The 14,447-nt window shown below is 44.5% G+C and carries 15 protein-coding genes; 9 read left to right on the forward strand and 6 right to left on the reverse strand.

Annotation, left to right across the window (positions count from 1 at the left end; translation table 11 throughout):
- Window positions 1–8 precede the first annotated feature (8 nt).
- The 3 genes from JOD21_RS14740 (at window position 9) to JOD21_RS14750 (ending at window position 1,824) form a co-directional block, all read left to right on the forward strand.
- On the forward strand, window positions 9–680 hold the full coding sequence (locus JOD21_RS14740) for a uracil-DNA glycosylase (RefSeq protein WP_204730356.1): 672 nt from the start codon (window positions 9–11) through the stop codon (window positions 678–680).
- Window positions 681–876: 196 nt separating this feature from the next.
- Window positions 877–1,170, forward strand: coding sequence for a YwdI family protein (locus JOD21_RS14745; protein ID WP_204730357.1), 294 nt, complete (start codon window positions 877–879; stop codon window positions 1,168–1,170).
- A gap of 282 nt (window positions 1,171–1,452) precedes the next feature.
- Window positions 1,453–1,824, forward strand: coding sequence for a DUF423 domain-containing protein (locus JOD21_RS14750; RefSeq protein WP_204730358.1), 372 nt, complete (start codon window positions 1,453–1,455; stop codon window positions 1,822–1,824).
- A gap of 39 nt (window positions 1,825–1,863) precedes the next feature.
- Here JOD21_RS14750 and gerQ read toward each other — a convergent pair whose 3' ends face one another.
- A complete protein-coding gene (gerQ, locus tag JOD21_RS14755) occupies window positions 1,864–2,238 on the reverse strand; it encodes a spore coat protein GerQ (protein ID WP_204730359.1) in 375 nt (124 codons plus the stop codon).
- A 232-nt stretch (window positions 2,239–2,470) separates the two neighbouring features.
- On the opposite strand from gerQ, the gene JOD21_RS14760 reads away from it, so the two are divergent.
- Together JOD21_RS14760 and JOD21_RS14765 are read left to right on the forward strand one after the other, a co-directional pair.
- A complete protein-coding gene (locus JOD21_RS14760; RefSeq protein WP_204730360.1) occupies window positions 2,471–3,010 on the forward strand; it encodes a sigma-70 family RNA polymerase sigma factor in 540 nt (179 codons plus the stop codon).
- A gap of 2 nt (window positions 3,011–3,012) precedes the next feature.
- Window positions 3,013–3,999, forward strand: a complete 987-nt coding sequence (locus JOD21_RS14765; RefSeq protein ID WP_204730361.1) for a DUF4179 domain-containing protein — start codon at window positions 3,013–3,015, stop codon at window positions 3,997–3,999.
- A gap of 39 nt (window positions 4,000–4,038) precedes the next feature.
- Here JOD21_RS14765 and hemQ read toward each other — a convergent pair whose 3' ends face one another.
- On the reverse strand, window positions 4,039–4,788 hold the full coding sequence (gene hemQ / locus JOD21_RS14770; protein WP_204730362.1) for a hydrogen peroxide-dependent heme synthase: 750 nt from the start codon (window positions 4,786–4,788) through the stop codon (window positions 4,039–4,041).
- A 484-nt stretch (window positions 4,789–5,272) separates the two neighbouring features.
- Between hemQ and pta the strand changes: the two genes are divergently transcribed.
- Window positions 5,273–6,244 (forward strand): phosphate acetyltransferase, encoded by a 972-nt coding sequence (gene pta / locus JOD21_RS14775; protein ID WP_204730363.1) that lies wholly within the window; start codon window positions 5,273–5,275, stop codon window positions 6,242–6,244.
- Window positions 6,245–6,440: 196 nt separating this feature from the next.
- On the opposite strand, the gene JOD21_RS14780 is transcribed toward pta, so the two are convergent.
- The 3 genes from JOD21_RS14780 to JOD21_RS14790 all read right to left on the reverse strand — a co-directional run bounded on the left by JOD21_RS14780 (window position 6,441) and on the right by JOD21_RS14790 (window position 10,292).
- Window positions 6,441–7,154, reverse strand: coding sequence for an ABC transporter ATP-binding protein (locus JOD21_RS14780; RefSeq protein ID WP_041123534.1), 714 nt, complete (start codon window positions 7,152–7,154; stop codon window positions 6,441–6,443).
- Window positions 7,155–7,156: 2 nt separating this feature from the next.
- A complete protein-coding gene (locus tag JOD21_RS14785; RefSeq protein ID WP_239581623.1) occupies window positions 7,157–8,797 on the reverse strand; it encodes an ABC transporter permease in 1,641 nt (546 codons plus the stop codon).
- Between the two features lie 406 nt (window positions 8,798–9,203).
- Complete coding sequence (locus JOD21_RS14790) at window positions 9,204–10,292, reverse strand: Fe(3+) ABC transporter substrate-binding protein (protein ID WP_204730364.1); 1,089 nt, start codon at window positions 10,290–10,292, stop codon at window positions 9,204–9,206.
- A 169-nt stretch (window positions 10,293–10,461) separates the two neighbouring features.
- Here JOD21_RS14790 and lipL point away from each other — a divergent pair, with 169 nt between their 5' ends.
- A complete protein-coding gene (gene lipL, locus JOD21_RS14795) occupies window positions 10,462–11,304 on the forward strand; it encodes an octanoyl-[GcvH]:protein N-octanoyltransferase (protein WP_204730365.1) in 843 nt (280 codons plus the stop codon).
- Between the two features lie 93 nt (window positions 11,305–11,397).
- Here the strand turns inward: lipL and JOD21_RS14800 are convergent, their stop codons facing one another.
- A complete protein-coding gene (locus JOD21_RS14800; protein ID WP_204730366.1) occupies window positions 11,398–12,081 on the reverse strand; it encodes an RsfA family transcriptional regulator in 684 nt (227 codons plus the stop codon).
- Between the two features lie 415 nt (window positions 12,082–12,496).
- Between JOD21_RS14800 and JOD21_RS14805 the strand changes: the two genes are divergently transcribed.
- Together JOD21_RS14805 and JOD21_RS14810 are read left to right on the forward strand one after the other, a co-directional pair.
- A complete protein-coding gene (locus JOD21_RS14805) occupies window positions 12,497–13,807 on the forward strand; it encodes an HD domain-containing protein (RefSeq protein ID WP_204730367.1) in 1,311 nt (436 codons plus the stop codon).
- A 15-nt stretch (window positions 13,808–13,822) separates the two neighbouring features.
- Complete coding sequence (locus JOD21_RS14810; RefSeq protein WP_204730368.1) at window positions 13,823–14,326, forward strand: YwgA family protein; 504 nt, start codon at window positions 13,823–13,825, stop codon at window positions 14,324–14,326.
- Window positions 14,327–14,447: the final 121 nt, after the last annotated feature.

Genomic DNA, 14,447 nt, shown 5'->3' on the forward strand with positions numbered 1-14,447 from the left:
GATCACTGATGGGTGTCAATATTCAAAACGATTGGCAGGAACTGCTTCAGCCGGTCTTTGATGAACCGGAGTATAAGCGTCTGAGGGAATTTCTCAAAAAAGAATATGGCGCAGGAAAAGTATTTCCGCCAATGAATGATATATTTGAAGCATTCAAACGCACGCCTTTTCATGACGTGAAAGCAGTTATTCTCGGACAGGATCCTTATCACGGTGAGGGGCAGGCGCACGGATTAAGCTTTTCCGTTCAGCAAGGTACAAAGATTCCTCCTTCACTGCAAAATATTTTCAAGGAATTAAAAGAAGATGTAGGGATTGAGCCGCCAAAGTCCGGTGATTTAACAAAGTGGGCGGATGAAGGTGTATTGCTGCTCAATACCGTGTTAACGGTGAAAGAGGGACAGGCGCACTCGCACCGCAGCGAAGGTTGGGAGCGTGTAACAGATGAAGCCATCCGGCTGCTTGGCGAACGGGATGAGCCGATTGTGTTTATTTTATGGGGGAAACCTGCCCAGGCAAAAACGAAGCTGATCGATACAGATAAACATTTAGTGATCGCCTCTCCGCATCCGAGTCCGCTTGCTGCACATAGAGGATTCTTTGGCAGCAAACCTTTTTCGAAAACGAATGATTTTTTACAAAAGCATGGAATAGAGCCGATTGACTGGTCACTTGATTAAAGGAGGCGGAAAAATTGGCTGAATCAAAACGGATTAATTGTAATGCATGTAAATACTATTATGTAACGTGGGACCCGAAGTTTCCAAAGGGTTGCAAAGCGCATGGTTTTAAAACAAAGCATCTTCCGTCCCTTGAAGTGTTCAGAGCTTCAGGACATCCATGCTATTTATTTGAGCCAAAGCACGGAAGGAGATCATGATGAATATTTCATATGAACAACTGCTGCAGAAAATCGCGCAGGAAGCAAATAAAGCACAGGGAGCATCAGCCAGCACACAGCGCGAGCACCTGCGCTCAATTCAGACACTGTGCGAGCTGGCGTTAGGGCAGGAGGCATCCTCTGCACCGGCAAGGCCGTCACAACCGCAGCCAGCCCCCGTCCAGCCTGTCGCACAGCCCCAGCAGCAAGTCTATCAGCAACAGGCTCCGCTGCAGGAAAAGCCGATCGAAACGGATGGAGGCAATGGTGATTCTCTGTTTGATTTTTAGGGTGAAGATCTTAACAGGTGTTGAAGTGATTGTTACGAGTTAAAGCATATTTGCCGCATCTGTCACAGAACAAACAGAATCAAGTGATATATTGATGTTTTTAATAAATTTATCTCAGCAGGTGGTTGGAGTGGGGGACGCAGACTCCCGCCCCAGGAAGGGACAGGCGAGACCCCGCAATGCGAAGCATGAGGAGGCTCGCCGCCCGGGGGCAGGAAAGCGGAGTCCCCCACGGAAACCACCAGCGGGTACACACGATCCATTTCAGAAAGGAAGTTTCAAATGAAGATTCTATTAATCATCGGCGCAATCAATGCGTTTTTATCAGTCGCACTCGGTGCATTCGGTGCGCATGCACTTGAAGGCCGTGTAGAGGCAAAATACCTTGATACGTGGAACACAGCGGTACAATATCAGATGTTTCACGCTACAGCAATTCTAATTACCGGCGTTCTGATCGGTACGCTGCCTGCATCAGGACTTTTTGGTACAGCAGGATGGTTGTTTGTTGGGGGAATTATTTTCTTCTCAGGAAGCCTGTATGTACTCAGTCTGACTGGTATCAGTGTATTAGGTGCCATTACACCAATTGGCGGACTGTTGTTCTTAGGCGGTTGGGTCTGCCTGATTATCGCTTTCGCAAAAGTCTTATAATCATGAAAGAGAGTCCGGTTTCCCGGGCTCTCTTTTGTTTTATTGAGCTCCATTATTGAACGGATACTCGTATTCAATTTCACCTTCAAACGTTGCAAAATCCAGATAAATCAGCGGCAATAAATATCTTTTTCCGGTGTTGGGATCGCTCAAAATAAGATGATCCCGTCCTGCTGCTTCAATGATCCCTTTAAAAATCTTTGCGTTCCACTCTTTGTTATTTTCAAAAGTCATATACACCGTCGTCGGCTTCCCGCGGTTCAGCCTGAAGATGTTTTCAATATAAGATTCTTCTACACGCGGGCGGGCTTGGGGCTGAGCCTGCTGCTGGCCGTAATACTGAACATTAGGGTAGTAACCACCGTACTGGCCCGTACCATACTGTCCCATAGAATAAGATGGATTCATTGTCATTGTGATCCTCCATTTCTAAAAATAAGCTAATATCCGGACAGTCTGCTGCAGCCATGATGTAAATGCAAGATACTTTAAATCAACTGCCACCTCACTCATCAGCTCTCCGTTCACAACAGGATATGCTGTAAAATAAAAATAATGAAAATTTTATTGAAACGAGTGACAGGATTTCCGGAAATTAAGCGTATTAACTGGCAGGTACCGAGTTTTGAAGAAATGAGGTGGGGGTTTGAAAGAATCAGATCAGAAACTGACAATGATGATCAGCCAGCGCAATGAAGAAGCAATAGATATTTTAATCGATTCATATGGCGGCTTAATCAAGTCTGTGATCAGGAAACAACTAAATTATAACCATGATGGGCTTGACGAATGTCTTGATGATACGATCATGGCTATTTGGGAAAACATACATGCATTCGACCCTGTTAAAAATGAACTGAGTCAATGGATTGCTGCAGTGGCAAAGTATAGAACGATTGATCATCAGCGTAAAAAAATTAGACAAATGCAGCAGGAGCAGTCTTATGGTGAGGTTGCTGATCACCTCTTTTCAGACGGATCTGCTGATATTGAAGAGGAATTTGAAGAGCTGCTTGCACCACTGAGTCCAAAAGAAAAGAAGCTGTTCAGGCAATATTATGACGAAGGCGTTTCTTCAAGGGAGATTGCAAAACAGTGGAACGTCAAAGAATCATGGGTTCATACAAAGCTATCGAGAGGCCGTAAGAAAATAAAACAGATGCTTTTAGCGCGGAATGAGGTGTAGCGATGAATATCTATGAAAAGCTGAATGATTTGCAGATTGATACAAATGAGCATACGGAACAGTTATCCCATTTTGAGCAGAAGAAGTGGGCGAAGCGGGTGAAAAGAAATCTTGGTAGATCAAAAAAGAAATCCGGAAAAATGCTGATGATATCCGCAGCAGCTGTCCTTGTCATGAGTGCAAGCATCTATTTGACAGTGCCTCTTGTCGCTGATGAACAATATTCAGGCGGTTCAATTGAAAGCTTCGTCAGCCAAGTGCAACCGGGTGATTATACTGACTATAAAAAAGTGGTTGATCTGAAGCAGGAAACCACTTCAGGGACGCTGACACTGCACGAGCTGATGATTGATGGGGACAGACTTTTTATCAGCAGCCTACTTGAACCGGCAAATGACTTCGATTTCTCTTACGACAAGCAGCTTGAGCCGGAAGTTGTGATTAATGGCGTAACGTCAGCAAATGAATTTATGGCACAGTCAATTGATGAAGCGGGAAATGCTTTTACCATTTATAACGAAGTGGATCTCGCGGAAATTCCTGCAGAAGAAGAGCTTGAGATCAGCATTTCCTATCATTCCGTCCTTGGTATGGAGAAAATAGAACTGCCGGAACCGTGGACCTTCGAGCTGACGGTGCCTACTGAAGAAATGACAGCGCCTTCTTCTCAGATAGAAATGAATGAAGTGATCACCCTGCCGGAGGGGCATACAATGACGGTAACTAATACGGTGATTACACCTGTGTCGGTGCAGTTTGACATGGAGCTCAGCGATCCGGAAGCAGAAAAAGTTTCATTTGAGCTGGTGTCGCCGGGAGGAGAAAAAACGATTTACGGAAGCTCGTTAATGGATAGTCTGAACAAAGGAGAAAGTTATATCAGGTTTTACAACTATCATATTGAACCGGGCACAAGGTTAGTCCCTGTCCACTATGAGACGCTTGAACCGCTTGGTGAGGGAATTGAGGTTCCTGTCATTAATCCATAGAAAAAGCCCGGGCTGAGTGATCAGACCGGGCAAATTAATTTATACGTGAAGAAACTTCGGCAGGTCCTCATCTTCAAGTAGGTTCCCCACATAGAACGCACCAAATTCACCATAGCGCGCACTTGTTTCATCAAAACGCATTTCATAGACAATTTTCTTAAACTGCAGCACATCATCCGCGTAAAGCGTTACGCCCCATTCCCAGTCATCAAAACCAACTGAGCCTGAGATAATCTGCTTAATCTTACCAGCATACTGACGGCCGATCATGCCGTGATCATACATCAGCTTTTTACGCTCTTCCATTGAAAGCATGTACCAGTTATCATTGCCTTCACGCTTTTTATCCATTGGATAAAAGCAGATGTGCTTTGATTTTGGCAGTTTCGGATACAGACGTGATCTCACATAAGGATTCTCATATGGATCCTCATCAGATTCCTTAGACCCGTAGCTTCCGAGCTCAACCACAGATACATACGAATAAGTAGGCACTGTATAATCAGCGATCGTTAATTTGTTAAATTCATTCTCAAGCTCATTCAGCTCTTCCATCGTCGGACGCAGAATAAACAGAACAAAATCCGCCTTCTGACCAACGATTGAATAGAACGAATGGCTGCCCTGATCCTGATCCTGTACGTCATTCAGCTTAGTTAAAAACTGCTGGAACTCATTAATTGCCGCTGTGCGCTCATCGCTTGATAACTGCTTCCACGAAGTCCAGTCCATCTTACGAAAATCATGCAGGCCATACCAGCCATCCAGCGTAGTTGCTGCTTCACTCATATTCAGTCACTCCTAAATGAAATGTCATATAAACTCACTGTTTCCATCTTATCATAAAGGGGATAGTGACAGCTAATGAGGGGGAGGGGTTCATGAAATTGTTGGAGTTTAGGCAGCGCTGGTGGCCGTTTCAGGCGGTAGATGATCTGTCGATAGTAAGATGGGTTTTATATACTTTTTGTTTAGATAGATACATTAAGATTATTGTAGCGGAAGGGGGCGACTCCAGCAGGAGAAGCGTGACAGCTGAGACCCCGCAGGCGCCCCGCGCCGAGGAGGGCCGATTGAACCGGAGCCACAATACGGCTCATGCGGAAAGCGTCCCCCTGAAGCGGAAATAATCGGTTATTACATACTAACTTTCTTAAAAATTGTCCGAAAACAAAAACTTTTTCAATGAAAACGTTGACATCATAGCTATTGGTTGAATTCACTTACAGATGGGGTATGCTTACAAGTAGAGACCAATTTAGGAGGATGAATCATGAGCGATTTATTCACAGGATTAAAAGAAAAATTAACTGGTAAAGAACGCCGTATCGTATTCCCTGAAGGATCAGATGAGCGTATTTTAAGAGCGGCAAGCCGTCTTGCTGCAGAGAATATTTTAACACCGATTCTTGTCGGTAATCCGAATGCCATTGCAGAAAAAGCAAATGAATCAAATGTGATTTTAGACGGATGTGACATTGTCGACCCGTCAACTTACCCTGAATTTGATGAACTTGTTTCTTCATTCGTTGAACGCCGTAAAGGAAAAGCGACAGCCGATCAGGCACGTGAAATTCTTTTAGATGAGAATTACTTCGGCACGATGCTTGTGTACACGAACCGTGCTGACGGACTAGTAAGTGGAGCGGCACACTCAACTGCTGACACAGTGCGCCCGGCATTGCAGATTATCAAGACAAAAGAAGGCGTGAAGAAGACTTCAGGCGTATTCATCATGGTACGTGACGATGAGAAATACGTATTTGCAGATTGCGCGATCAATATCTCACCAGACAGCAATGACCTTGCTGAAATCGCGCTCGAGAGTGCAAAGACTGCTGAGATGTTCGATGTGGACCCACGTGTTGCGATGTTAAGCTTCTCAACGAAAGGTTCAGCAAAATCTCCGGAAACTGAAAAAGTAACGGACGCAATCAAGGTTGCAAAAGAAGCGAACCCTGAACTGACATTAGACGGTGAATTCCAGTTTGATGCAGCATTTGTTCCTTCTGTAGCGAAAAGTAAAGCGCCTGATTCTGAGATCCAGGGCGATGCAAATGTATTTGTATTCCCAAGTCTTGAAGCAGGAAACATTGGCTACAAAATTGCACAGCGCCTTGGCGGATTTGAAGCAGTAGGTCCGATCCTGCAAGGTCTGAATGCACCGGTGAATGACCTTTCACGCGGATGTAATGAAGAAGATGTGTACAAGCTTGCATTAATTACAGCAGGCCAGTCACTATAAGATCATAAATCCCCCGTCTGAGCAATCAGGCGGGGGATTCTTTTGCGGCTGTGGTCGTATAGTGGCCGGTAATGGTCGCGTCTTTCTCTGTTATGGTCTGATACACCCGGGTTTGTGGTCATATCACAAGAATTGACCGTCTCAACAGCAACGCCACAAAAAAGCAGCGAAGACTTAGTCTCCGCTGCCAACCATCCTATTTCATCTCAACCAGCTGAAGCTCCGGCTGCTCTTTTTTTGTTGTACAGATCGATTCCCAGTCGTGTGCTGCACCGTCGCGCATTGTGACAATACGGTCTGCAATTGCTTTTGAATCCTCCAGATCATGTGAAACGAAGATAGATGTGATACCTGTCTTCTTAATAATCTCTCTCAGCTCACTGCGGATCTTAATCTGCAGGCCTGCGTCAAGATTACTGAAAGGCTCATCAAGCAATAGAAGTGACGGTTTAGGTGCAAGGGCGCGTGCGAGCGCGATACGCTGCTGCTGTCCACCACTTAATTCATGGGGGTAACGCTTGCCGTAGGCTGTCATATTCACAAGCTCAAGCACTTCATCAGCACGCTGCTTTCGTTCGCTGCGGCTGAACTTTTTTAAGCCGAATTGAATATTTTCGAGTACAGTCATATGTGGAAACAGGGCATAATCCTGGAACACCATGCCGATACCGCGTTTTTCAGGAAGGACAAAACGTCGGTCATCAGTCATCACTGCACCATCAATTGAAATTTTCCCTTTAGAAGGGACTTCAAGTCCGCAAAGCAGGCGCAGGACTGTACTTTTACCGCTGCCGCTGTCACCCTGGATCGAAATAATTTCACCCTGTTCAATTTCTAAATGAAAATGGTTAATTGTATTTGTTTTCGTCTTTCCATAACAAAAGCACAGATCTTTGATTTCTACGAACATAATCAATTCGGCTCCTTTTCTAAAACTTGATGGAAGATGTAGATCGCAATACCGCTGATGACAACAATCAATATAGAAGCAAGGGATGCTTCATGAATCTGCTCATCACTTGCGTACTGGTAAGCTTTAGTGGCTAAAGTGTCAAAGTTAAATGGCCGTAAAATCAGGGTTAACGGTAGTTCTTTCAAAATATCAATAAAGACCAGGATAAAGCCGCTGATCAGCGGAACTTTTATCATACGCAGGTCTACTTTAAAAAATGTCTTTGTCAGATTCAGGCCTAACATCCTTGATGCTTCAGTGTATTTATTTCCGATTTTATCAAATCCTGCTTCAACCGAATTATATCCAATCGCAAGGAAACGGATGATATACGCTGAAATCAGGATGAATAAGCTCGTACTCAGGAACAAAGAAGGTTCCATACCAACTGCTTCATAAAAAGCAAACAGCCATTTATCAAGATCAATGAAAATCGTGCTGATCCCGACTGCAATCACGGCTCCAGGTATCGAGTAGCCTAGAATCGTAACCCGCGCTGCTGACTTTGAAATAAAGCTCTGATGCATTCTGGCAAAGTTTGCGATAATCACCGCAAATACCATCACAAGCGCTGCCCCGATAAAGGAGACAAGCACTGAGTTCATAATTAAAGAAGTAAACTCCGGCGATGCAATCTTTTCAAAAGTCAGGAACATCCAGTCAATCATCTGGATGAATGGGATCATAAAAGCAAGCATGAAAATAAGTAAGCAGTAGCCGAATGCAATCCAGGCTTTAGACCCTTTCAGCTTAATCGGTTTCAGCGGTCTGGACTTCGCCGTTGTAGAACTGTATTTTTTCCGTCCGCGCATCACTTTTTCAAGAATCAGGATCGCAAACACGATAAACATCAGTGTAGCAGCAAGCTTGATCGCTGAATTAAGGTCATTCATGCCAAACCAGGTCTGGAAAATGGCTGTACTGAATGTCGGGACTCCGAAATATTGGACGAGTCCGTAATCATTTAAAACTTCAAGCAGTACAAGACTGACACCGCCTACGATCGCACCGCGGGAAATTGGAAGAACAACTTTGAAGTAAATCTCCCATGAATTCCGGCCGAGCAGACGGGCATTTTCAACGAGTGATGCTGACTGATGCGCTAAAAACGCACGCGTAATCGTATATACATAAGGAAATAGAAACATTGTAAAGATAAACACTGCACCAGGCAGGTTAAGAATATTGAAATACGACTGGTTCACTGTCATATCCCAGTTATTTCTGAGTGTCGTCTGGATCACACCTGTATAATCGAGGATGCCGTTATACGTATATCCTGCGATAAAAGGCGGGATCGCGAGCGGTAAAATCAGCGCCCATTTAAAAAATTTCTTCATCGGAAAGTCATAGGCTGATACGAGCCATGCAAGGCTGGTACCGACTAAGGTTGCGAACAATCCGGTAAAGAGCATAATCAGACCCGTGTTTTTCAACAGGTCAGGCAGAATGAATTCCTGGATATGCGCCCAGTTTTCTGCTTTTTCAGTAAAAAAGTTAATTAATATTGTTAAGTTTGGAAGCAAAATCAGAATAACGATGATTAAGCTTAAGAGTGACCAGATATTCAGATAACCTGGTATTTTTCGAAACACCTTCAAGCTGGACACGTCCTTAACATCTGCAATTCAATGTACAAACAAAAAGCTTGCAATCGTTCCCTGATAATGATAACAGTTCTCATTTGATTTGTATAGTTGAAAACGCTTATTTAGCAGGAATTACCGCAGGAAAGGTTGCGTGGTGTGTCAAAAATCAGACAAATTGCGTGTGGGGGAGATGTGCGTTTAGCGGGGGTGGTGGTTAGCGAAAAAACGAAAAGGTGATTGAAAAAAGTGTGGAGGCGATAGATAAACCGCCAGAGATGACGTAAAAATCACGGGATCAGGCTTCAGCGGGTGAAAAATAAAAAGGTGAGTTAAATACGCAAAAAGGTGATGGATATCACGCAAAAGGTGATACAAAAAAGCTGCATCACCTGAAACAGGCGACACAGCTCTCATCATATTATTTCCAGCCGACTTCATTCATAATCTGAAGGGCACGTGCATTGTTTTCACCAAGTTCAGTCAGGTTAATATCCTGCTCTTTGAACTCGCCCCAGCTTTGAAGAAGTTCTGAAGCTTCTATATTAGCGTTTGCAGGGTATTCATAGTTTGCCTCAGAAAATTCTGCCTGAGCTTCTTCAGAAGAAAGGAACTCAATGAATTTCTGAGCGTTTTCTGTATTTTTGCTGCTTGCCGTTACGCCGGCACCACTGATGTTAACGTGTGTACCAGTTGTATCCTGGTTAGGGAATACAATTTCAAGACCTTCAGCAACTTTCACTTCTTCTTCATCTTCAGAATTCAGCATCTGTCCAAGGTAGTAAGTGTTCATGACAGCGACATCACCTTCACCTGCAGCAATTCCTTTTGCCTGATCACGGTCTCCGCCTTCAGGATCGCGAGCCATGTTGTTCACAATTCCCTGAGACCATTCTTTTGCAGCTTCTTCGCCTTCAAGTGCGATCATTGACGCAACCAGTGACTGGTTATAGATGTTTTCAGAAGAACGGATCAGCACTCTGCCAGCCATATTTTCTTCCGTTAATGACTCATACGTCTGGATTTCTTCAGCATCAACTTTTGCCGGATCATACACGATGACACGTGCACGCTTTGTCAGTCCGTACCACTGGTTGTCAGTGTCACGAAGGTTTTCGGGAATGTTTTCGTTTAAAGTATCGCTTTCAATTGACTGAAGTAGTCCAAGATCTTTCGCGCGGTGTAGACGTCCTGCATCAGCAGTCATGAATACGTCAGCTTCTGAGGCAACGCCTTCACGCTCAAGACGTGCGATTAACTCATCATCTTTACCCTGGATAACGTTGACTTCAATACCTGTTTCTTCTGTAAATTGATCATATAATGCCTGGTCCGTTTCATAATGACGTCCCGTATAAAGGTTAACTTCCCCAGCTGATTCCTCAGTAGCTGCTGAATCGTCTGAAGAATCGTTTTCTTCAGTTGTTGTTTCCTCGTCACCTGAGTTACCGCAAGCTGTTAAGATTGCAAGGATCAGAGCCAAACCAAATAAGTACCATGCCTTTTTCATGATGTACACTCCTTCTGAGTAGAATTAATTGAAAATGATTATCAACACTATTTAAATTATAATGATAATCATTCTCACGTCAATAGGTTTTTAAGATAAGTTTGAACATTTGCGTGTTTTTTGTATGATATAATTTTTTCAGCCAGTAACAAGAGGAGAATCAGAAACAATGGAAGATCAGGGATTAACTTTATTAAAACAGCCGGTATGGAGAATCATCGACCAGTCGAGTATGGGCCCGTCATTTGAAGCGCTGCAGTCATTTGCGATGGACGATACGCTCTGTGCATCTTCAGGAAGCGGGGAAGCGCCTGCAACGGCCAGGTCCTGGGTGCATCACCGCACGATTGTACTTGGGACACAGGACGCCCGCACACCGCATTTAGAAAAAGGACTGGCACTTCTTGAAGAAGAAGGCTGGCGCTATATCGTCCGCAACTCAGGCGGTCTGGCAGTGGTGCTTGATGAAGGTGTATTAAATATTTCACTTGTGTTTTCCGAAAAGGATAAAGGAATCGATATTAACAGTGGATATGATGCGATGTTCGCACTTGTAAAAGAAATGTTCGCTGACTTCGGCCAGGAAATTGAAGCGCGTGAAATCGTTCACTCCTACTGCCCGGGAAGCTATGATCTCAGCATTGGCGGCAGAAAATTCGCCGGCATCTCCCAGCGGCGCCTGCGCGGCGGGATTGCAGTACAGATCTACCTATGTATGAACGGCAGTGGGTCAGAGCGTGCGGCACTTCTAAAACGTTTCTATGATCTGGCGGTTCAGGGGGAGGAAACGAAATTCAGCTATCCTGATATCCATCCTGAAGACATGGCCTCGTTGTCAGAACTCTTCGGATCTGAACTGACTGTTCAGGATGGTATGCTGCGCTTTCTAAACTCGTTAAAGGAAGTGAGCGGCGAACTCGTCGCAGGTTCATTGAATGGGCAGGAGCTTGATCTGTATGCAGGCTATTATGACCGTGTTGTGAAACGGAATGAAAGTGTGCTTGGAAAATAGCAATGAAGGGAAAGTCTGCAGAGGCAGCCTTTCCCTTTTTAAGTGATGTGCCTGGGGCCGGTTCGGCTTATTGTGAGTAGTTTCTTATGTCATTTAGTGTTCCGCCACCTTCTCCAAATTCCCATTCCGGTCCATCTTAAAAGTATTCGGCTGTGCTTCTTCATTGAACAAAACAAGTTTTCGCGCGCGGTTCATGATCTGCATGAGCGTGTCGTAATCTTCTTTCATGGCAGACTCGCGCTCTTCCAGATACGCTACTTTCTTTTCAAGTACGCGGTATTTTTCCTGCCAGACTTTCACTTCTGATGAGAGCCTGTCAGATTGCAGCAGTGAGCCGTTCCGGTCGAGCTGCTGAAGATAGGCTATGACGGCGCTTAATGTTAATTCTGAGACACGCTTCACAGGTGCAGGCTGTGCAAAAGCAGGTGTGCTTTCTTCAGCAATCTCTTCATTAACAGCTGCTGGTTCTTCGTGCTCAAACCCTTCCGGAACAGAGAAATCAGGCTTGTATAATACCTTTTTCTTTCCTGAATGATCCTTGCCAAGCAGTCTGTTACGCTGCTTTCTTTGTTTTTTTGCAAGACTTAAAGCCTGTTCGAACTGACTGCGCACCACTGCATTCCATCTGAACCCGCACGCAGCAGATGTCCGGTCAAGTTTATCGCCGGCCTCTTCAAACGCATTGAGCTGTGTACTTCCTTCTCTGACGTGCCGAAGCACTGTATCTGCAAGCAGCAGATCATCCTCTTCCATCCACGCATCCTGACGATTTTTCATCCTTGTCACTCCAATCTTTGAATCTTTCTGCTATCATTTTCTCCCGGGGACAGAAGTTTTATACATCCGGTATGAAAAAAACGGAAAGTCCTATTGTTGAAATGATGCAGCAGAATCGGTAAAGTTTCACTAACAGCTTCTTTTTATATAGCTCTGTCAAATTTGGCTGGTGATTTCCGCTTCAGGGGGAACGCTTTCCGCAGGGCGTGCGGTGAGCCTGCTGGAGTCGTCCCCCTTCCGCTCCAATCACCAGCTGTGCTAAAACAACATTGGGCATTAATATAGCTTTTTAAAATATATTTTTCGTCTCAAAAACTGAGACGCCGCCTTTTAAAAAAGGTTGAATTTTGTCAAGTCGTGAAGTGAAAAAATAACCCGTTATAATCATAGATAACGAAAGAGATGAGGGACAGACATGACGACGTATGCGCTTCAAAAACTGGCTGAGGAAAAAGTATTCAAAGATCCCGTCCACCGATACATACATGTGAGAGACCAGGTCATCTGGGATCTCGTCGGGACGCGTGAGTTCCAGCGTCTCAGAAGAATCCGTCAGCTCGGCACAACCTATTTAACCTTTCATGGGGCTGAACACAGCCGATTTAATCACTCGCTTGGTGTATATGAAATCATTCGCCGGATCGTAGATGACGTATTTGCATCCCGTCCGGAGTGGGATCACAGTGAACGTCTGCTGTGCCTGTGCGCAGCGCTGTTGCATGATCTTGGACATGGTCCTTTTTCACATTCATTTGAAAAAGTATTTGATCTCGATCATGAGCATTTCACGCAGGAAATTATCCTAGGGCATACAGAGGTAAACCGCGTGCTGACAAAAGTGGCACCGGACTTTCCGCAAAAGGTGGCAGATGTGATTGCCAAAACATACGAAAACAAGCAGGTCATCAGCCTGATCTCAAGCCAGATTGATGCGGACCGTATGGATTATCTGCAGCGGGACGCCTATTTTACAGGCGTCAGCTATGGTCACTTTGATATGGAAAGAATCCTTCGCGTACTCAGACCGCTTGATGATCAGGTCGTCATCAAATCAAGTGGGATGCATGCGGTGGAAGATTATATTATGAGCCGCTATCAGATGTATTGGCAGGTCTATTTTCATCCGGTCACAAGAAGTTCAGAGGTGATTTTAACCAAGATTCTTCATCGGGCGAAGGAGCTCAGTGCGCAGGGCTATCAGTTTGCCTATGAACCAAGGCACTTTAAGTCGATGTTCACAGGCAATGTGACACTGAAAGATTATCTGAACCTTGATGAATCCGTTGTGACTTACTATTTTCAAATGTGGGAAGATGAGAAGGATCCGATATTAAGAGACCTGTGTGACCGTTTTATGCAGCGCAGGCTGTTCAAATATGTGGAATTCGATCCTTCGAAGGAATATAAAAAATTAAATCAGCTTGAACAGCTGTTTAAAGAGGCTGAGCTCGATCCGGACTATTATCTGGTGGTTGACTCATCATCTGATCTGCCGTATGATTTCTACCGGCCTGGCGAAGAAGAAGAAAGAGTGCCAATCCATCTGTTAATGCCCGGCGGAGAAATAAAAGAACTTTCACGCCAATCTGAGATTGTAGACGCTATTTCAGGGAAAAGAAGAACAGACCATAAATTATATTATCCAAAAGACTGTCTGCTGGATGATTCATCTCATAAGGAAACAAAGCAGAAAATCCTCGGAATTCTCGGGGTAACAGAACGCTAAAAGGGGAGAAAGTCAATGATGAAGGATCACGCCCGGCTCATGCAGGCATTTTCAGCAGTTGATGAAATTGTCGGCAGAAAGAAGCTGCAGAAGATCATTTTTATCGCCAAGAAACACAACTATGCTTTTCACGAAAAGTACCAATTCCACTTCTTCGGACCGTACTCCGAGGAACTGACACTCAGAGTGGAAGAGCTTTGCAATATGGGGTTTTTAAAAGAATTTAACGAGAAAAAAAGCGGTTATTACCAGTATCGCTACGAGATTACAGATGAAGGAAGAGACTTTCTTGCTTCACAGACAGAAGCGCCGTCAGCAGAACTCGAACCATTCCTGACCGATCTCAATAAGCAATCCTCAAGATTTCTTGAACTCGTCTCAACGATTCTGTACTTTGACACGTTAGAAGAGGCGGAATGTATTGAGAAAGTAAAGAAAGTGAAAGAAAAACAGAATTATACTGAAGAAGAATTCCAGGAAGCTTTGTCATACATAGCGCATTTGAAGAATTTTTCGTAAAAGTGAACCTCTCCGTTTTGGCGGAGGGGTTTTTGTTTTGTGGTGGGCTGGGACTGCGCGTTGGTTGTTGGTTCGGCGTATAACAAGTGGTGTTCAGTGGGAAATAGCGGGTGTTCGGCGG

Origin of the sequence: Jeotgalibacillus terrae (assembly GCF_016908195.1) — a bacterium.
Taxonomy (GTDB): domain Bacteria; phylum Bacillota; class Bacilli; order Bacillales; family Jeotgalibacillaceae; genus Jeotgalibacillus; species Jeotgalibacillus terrae.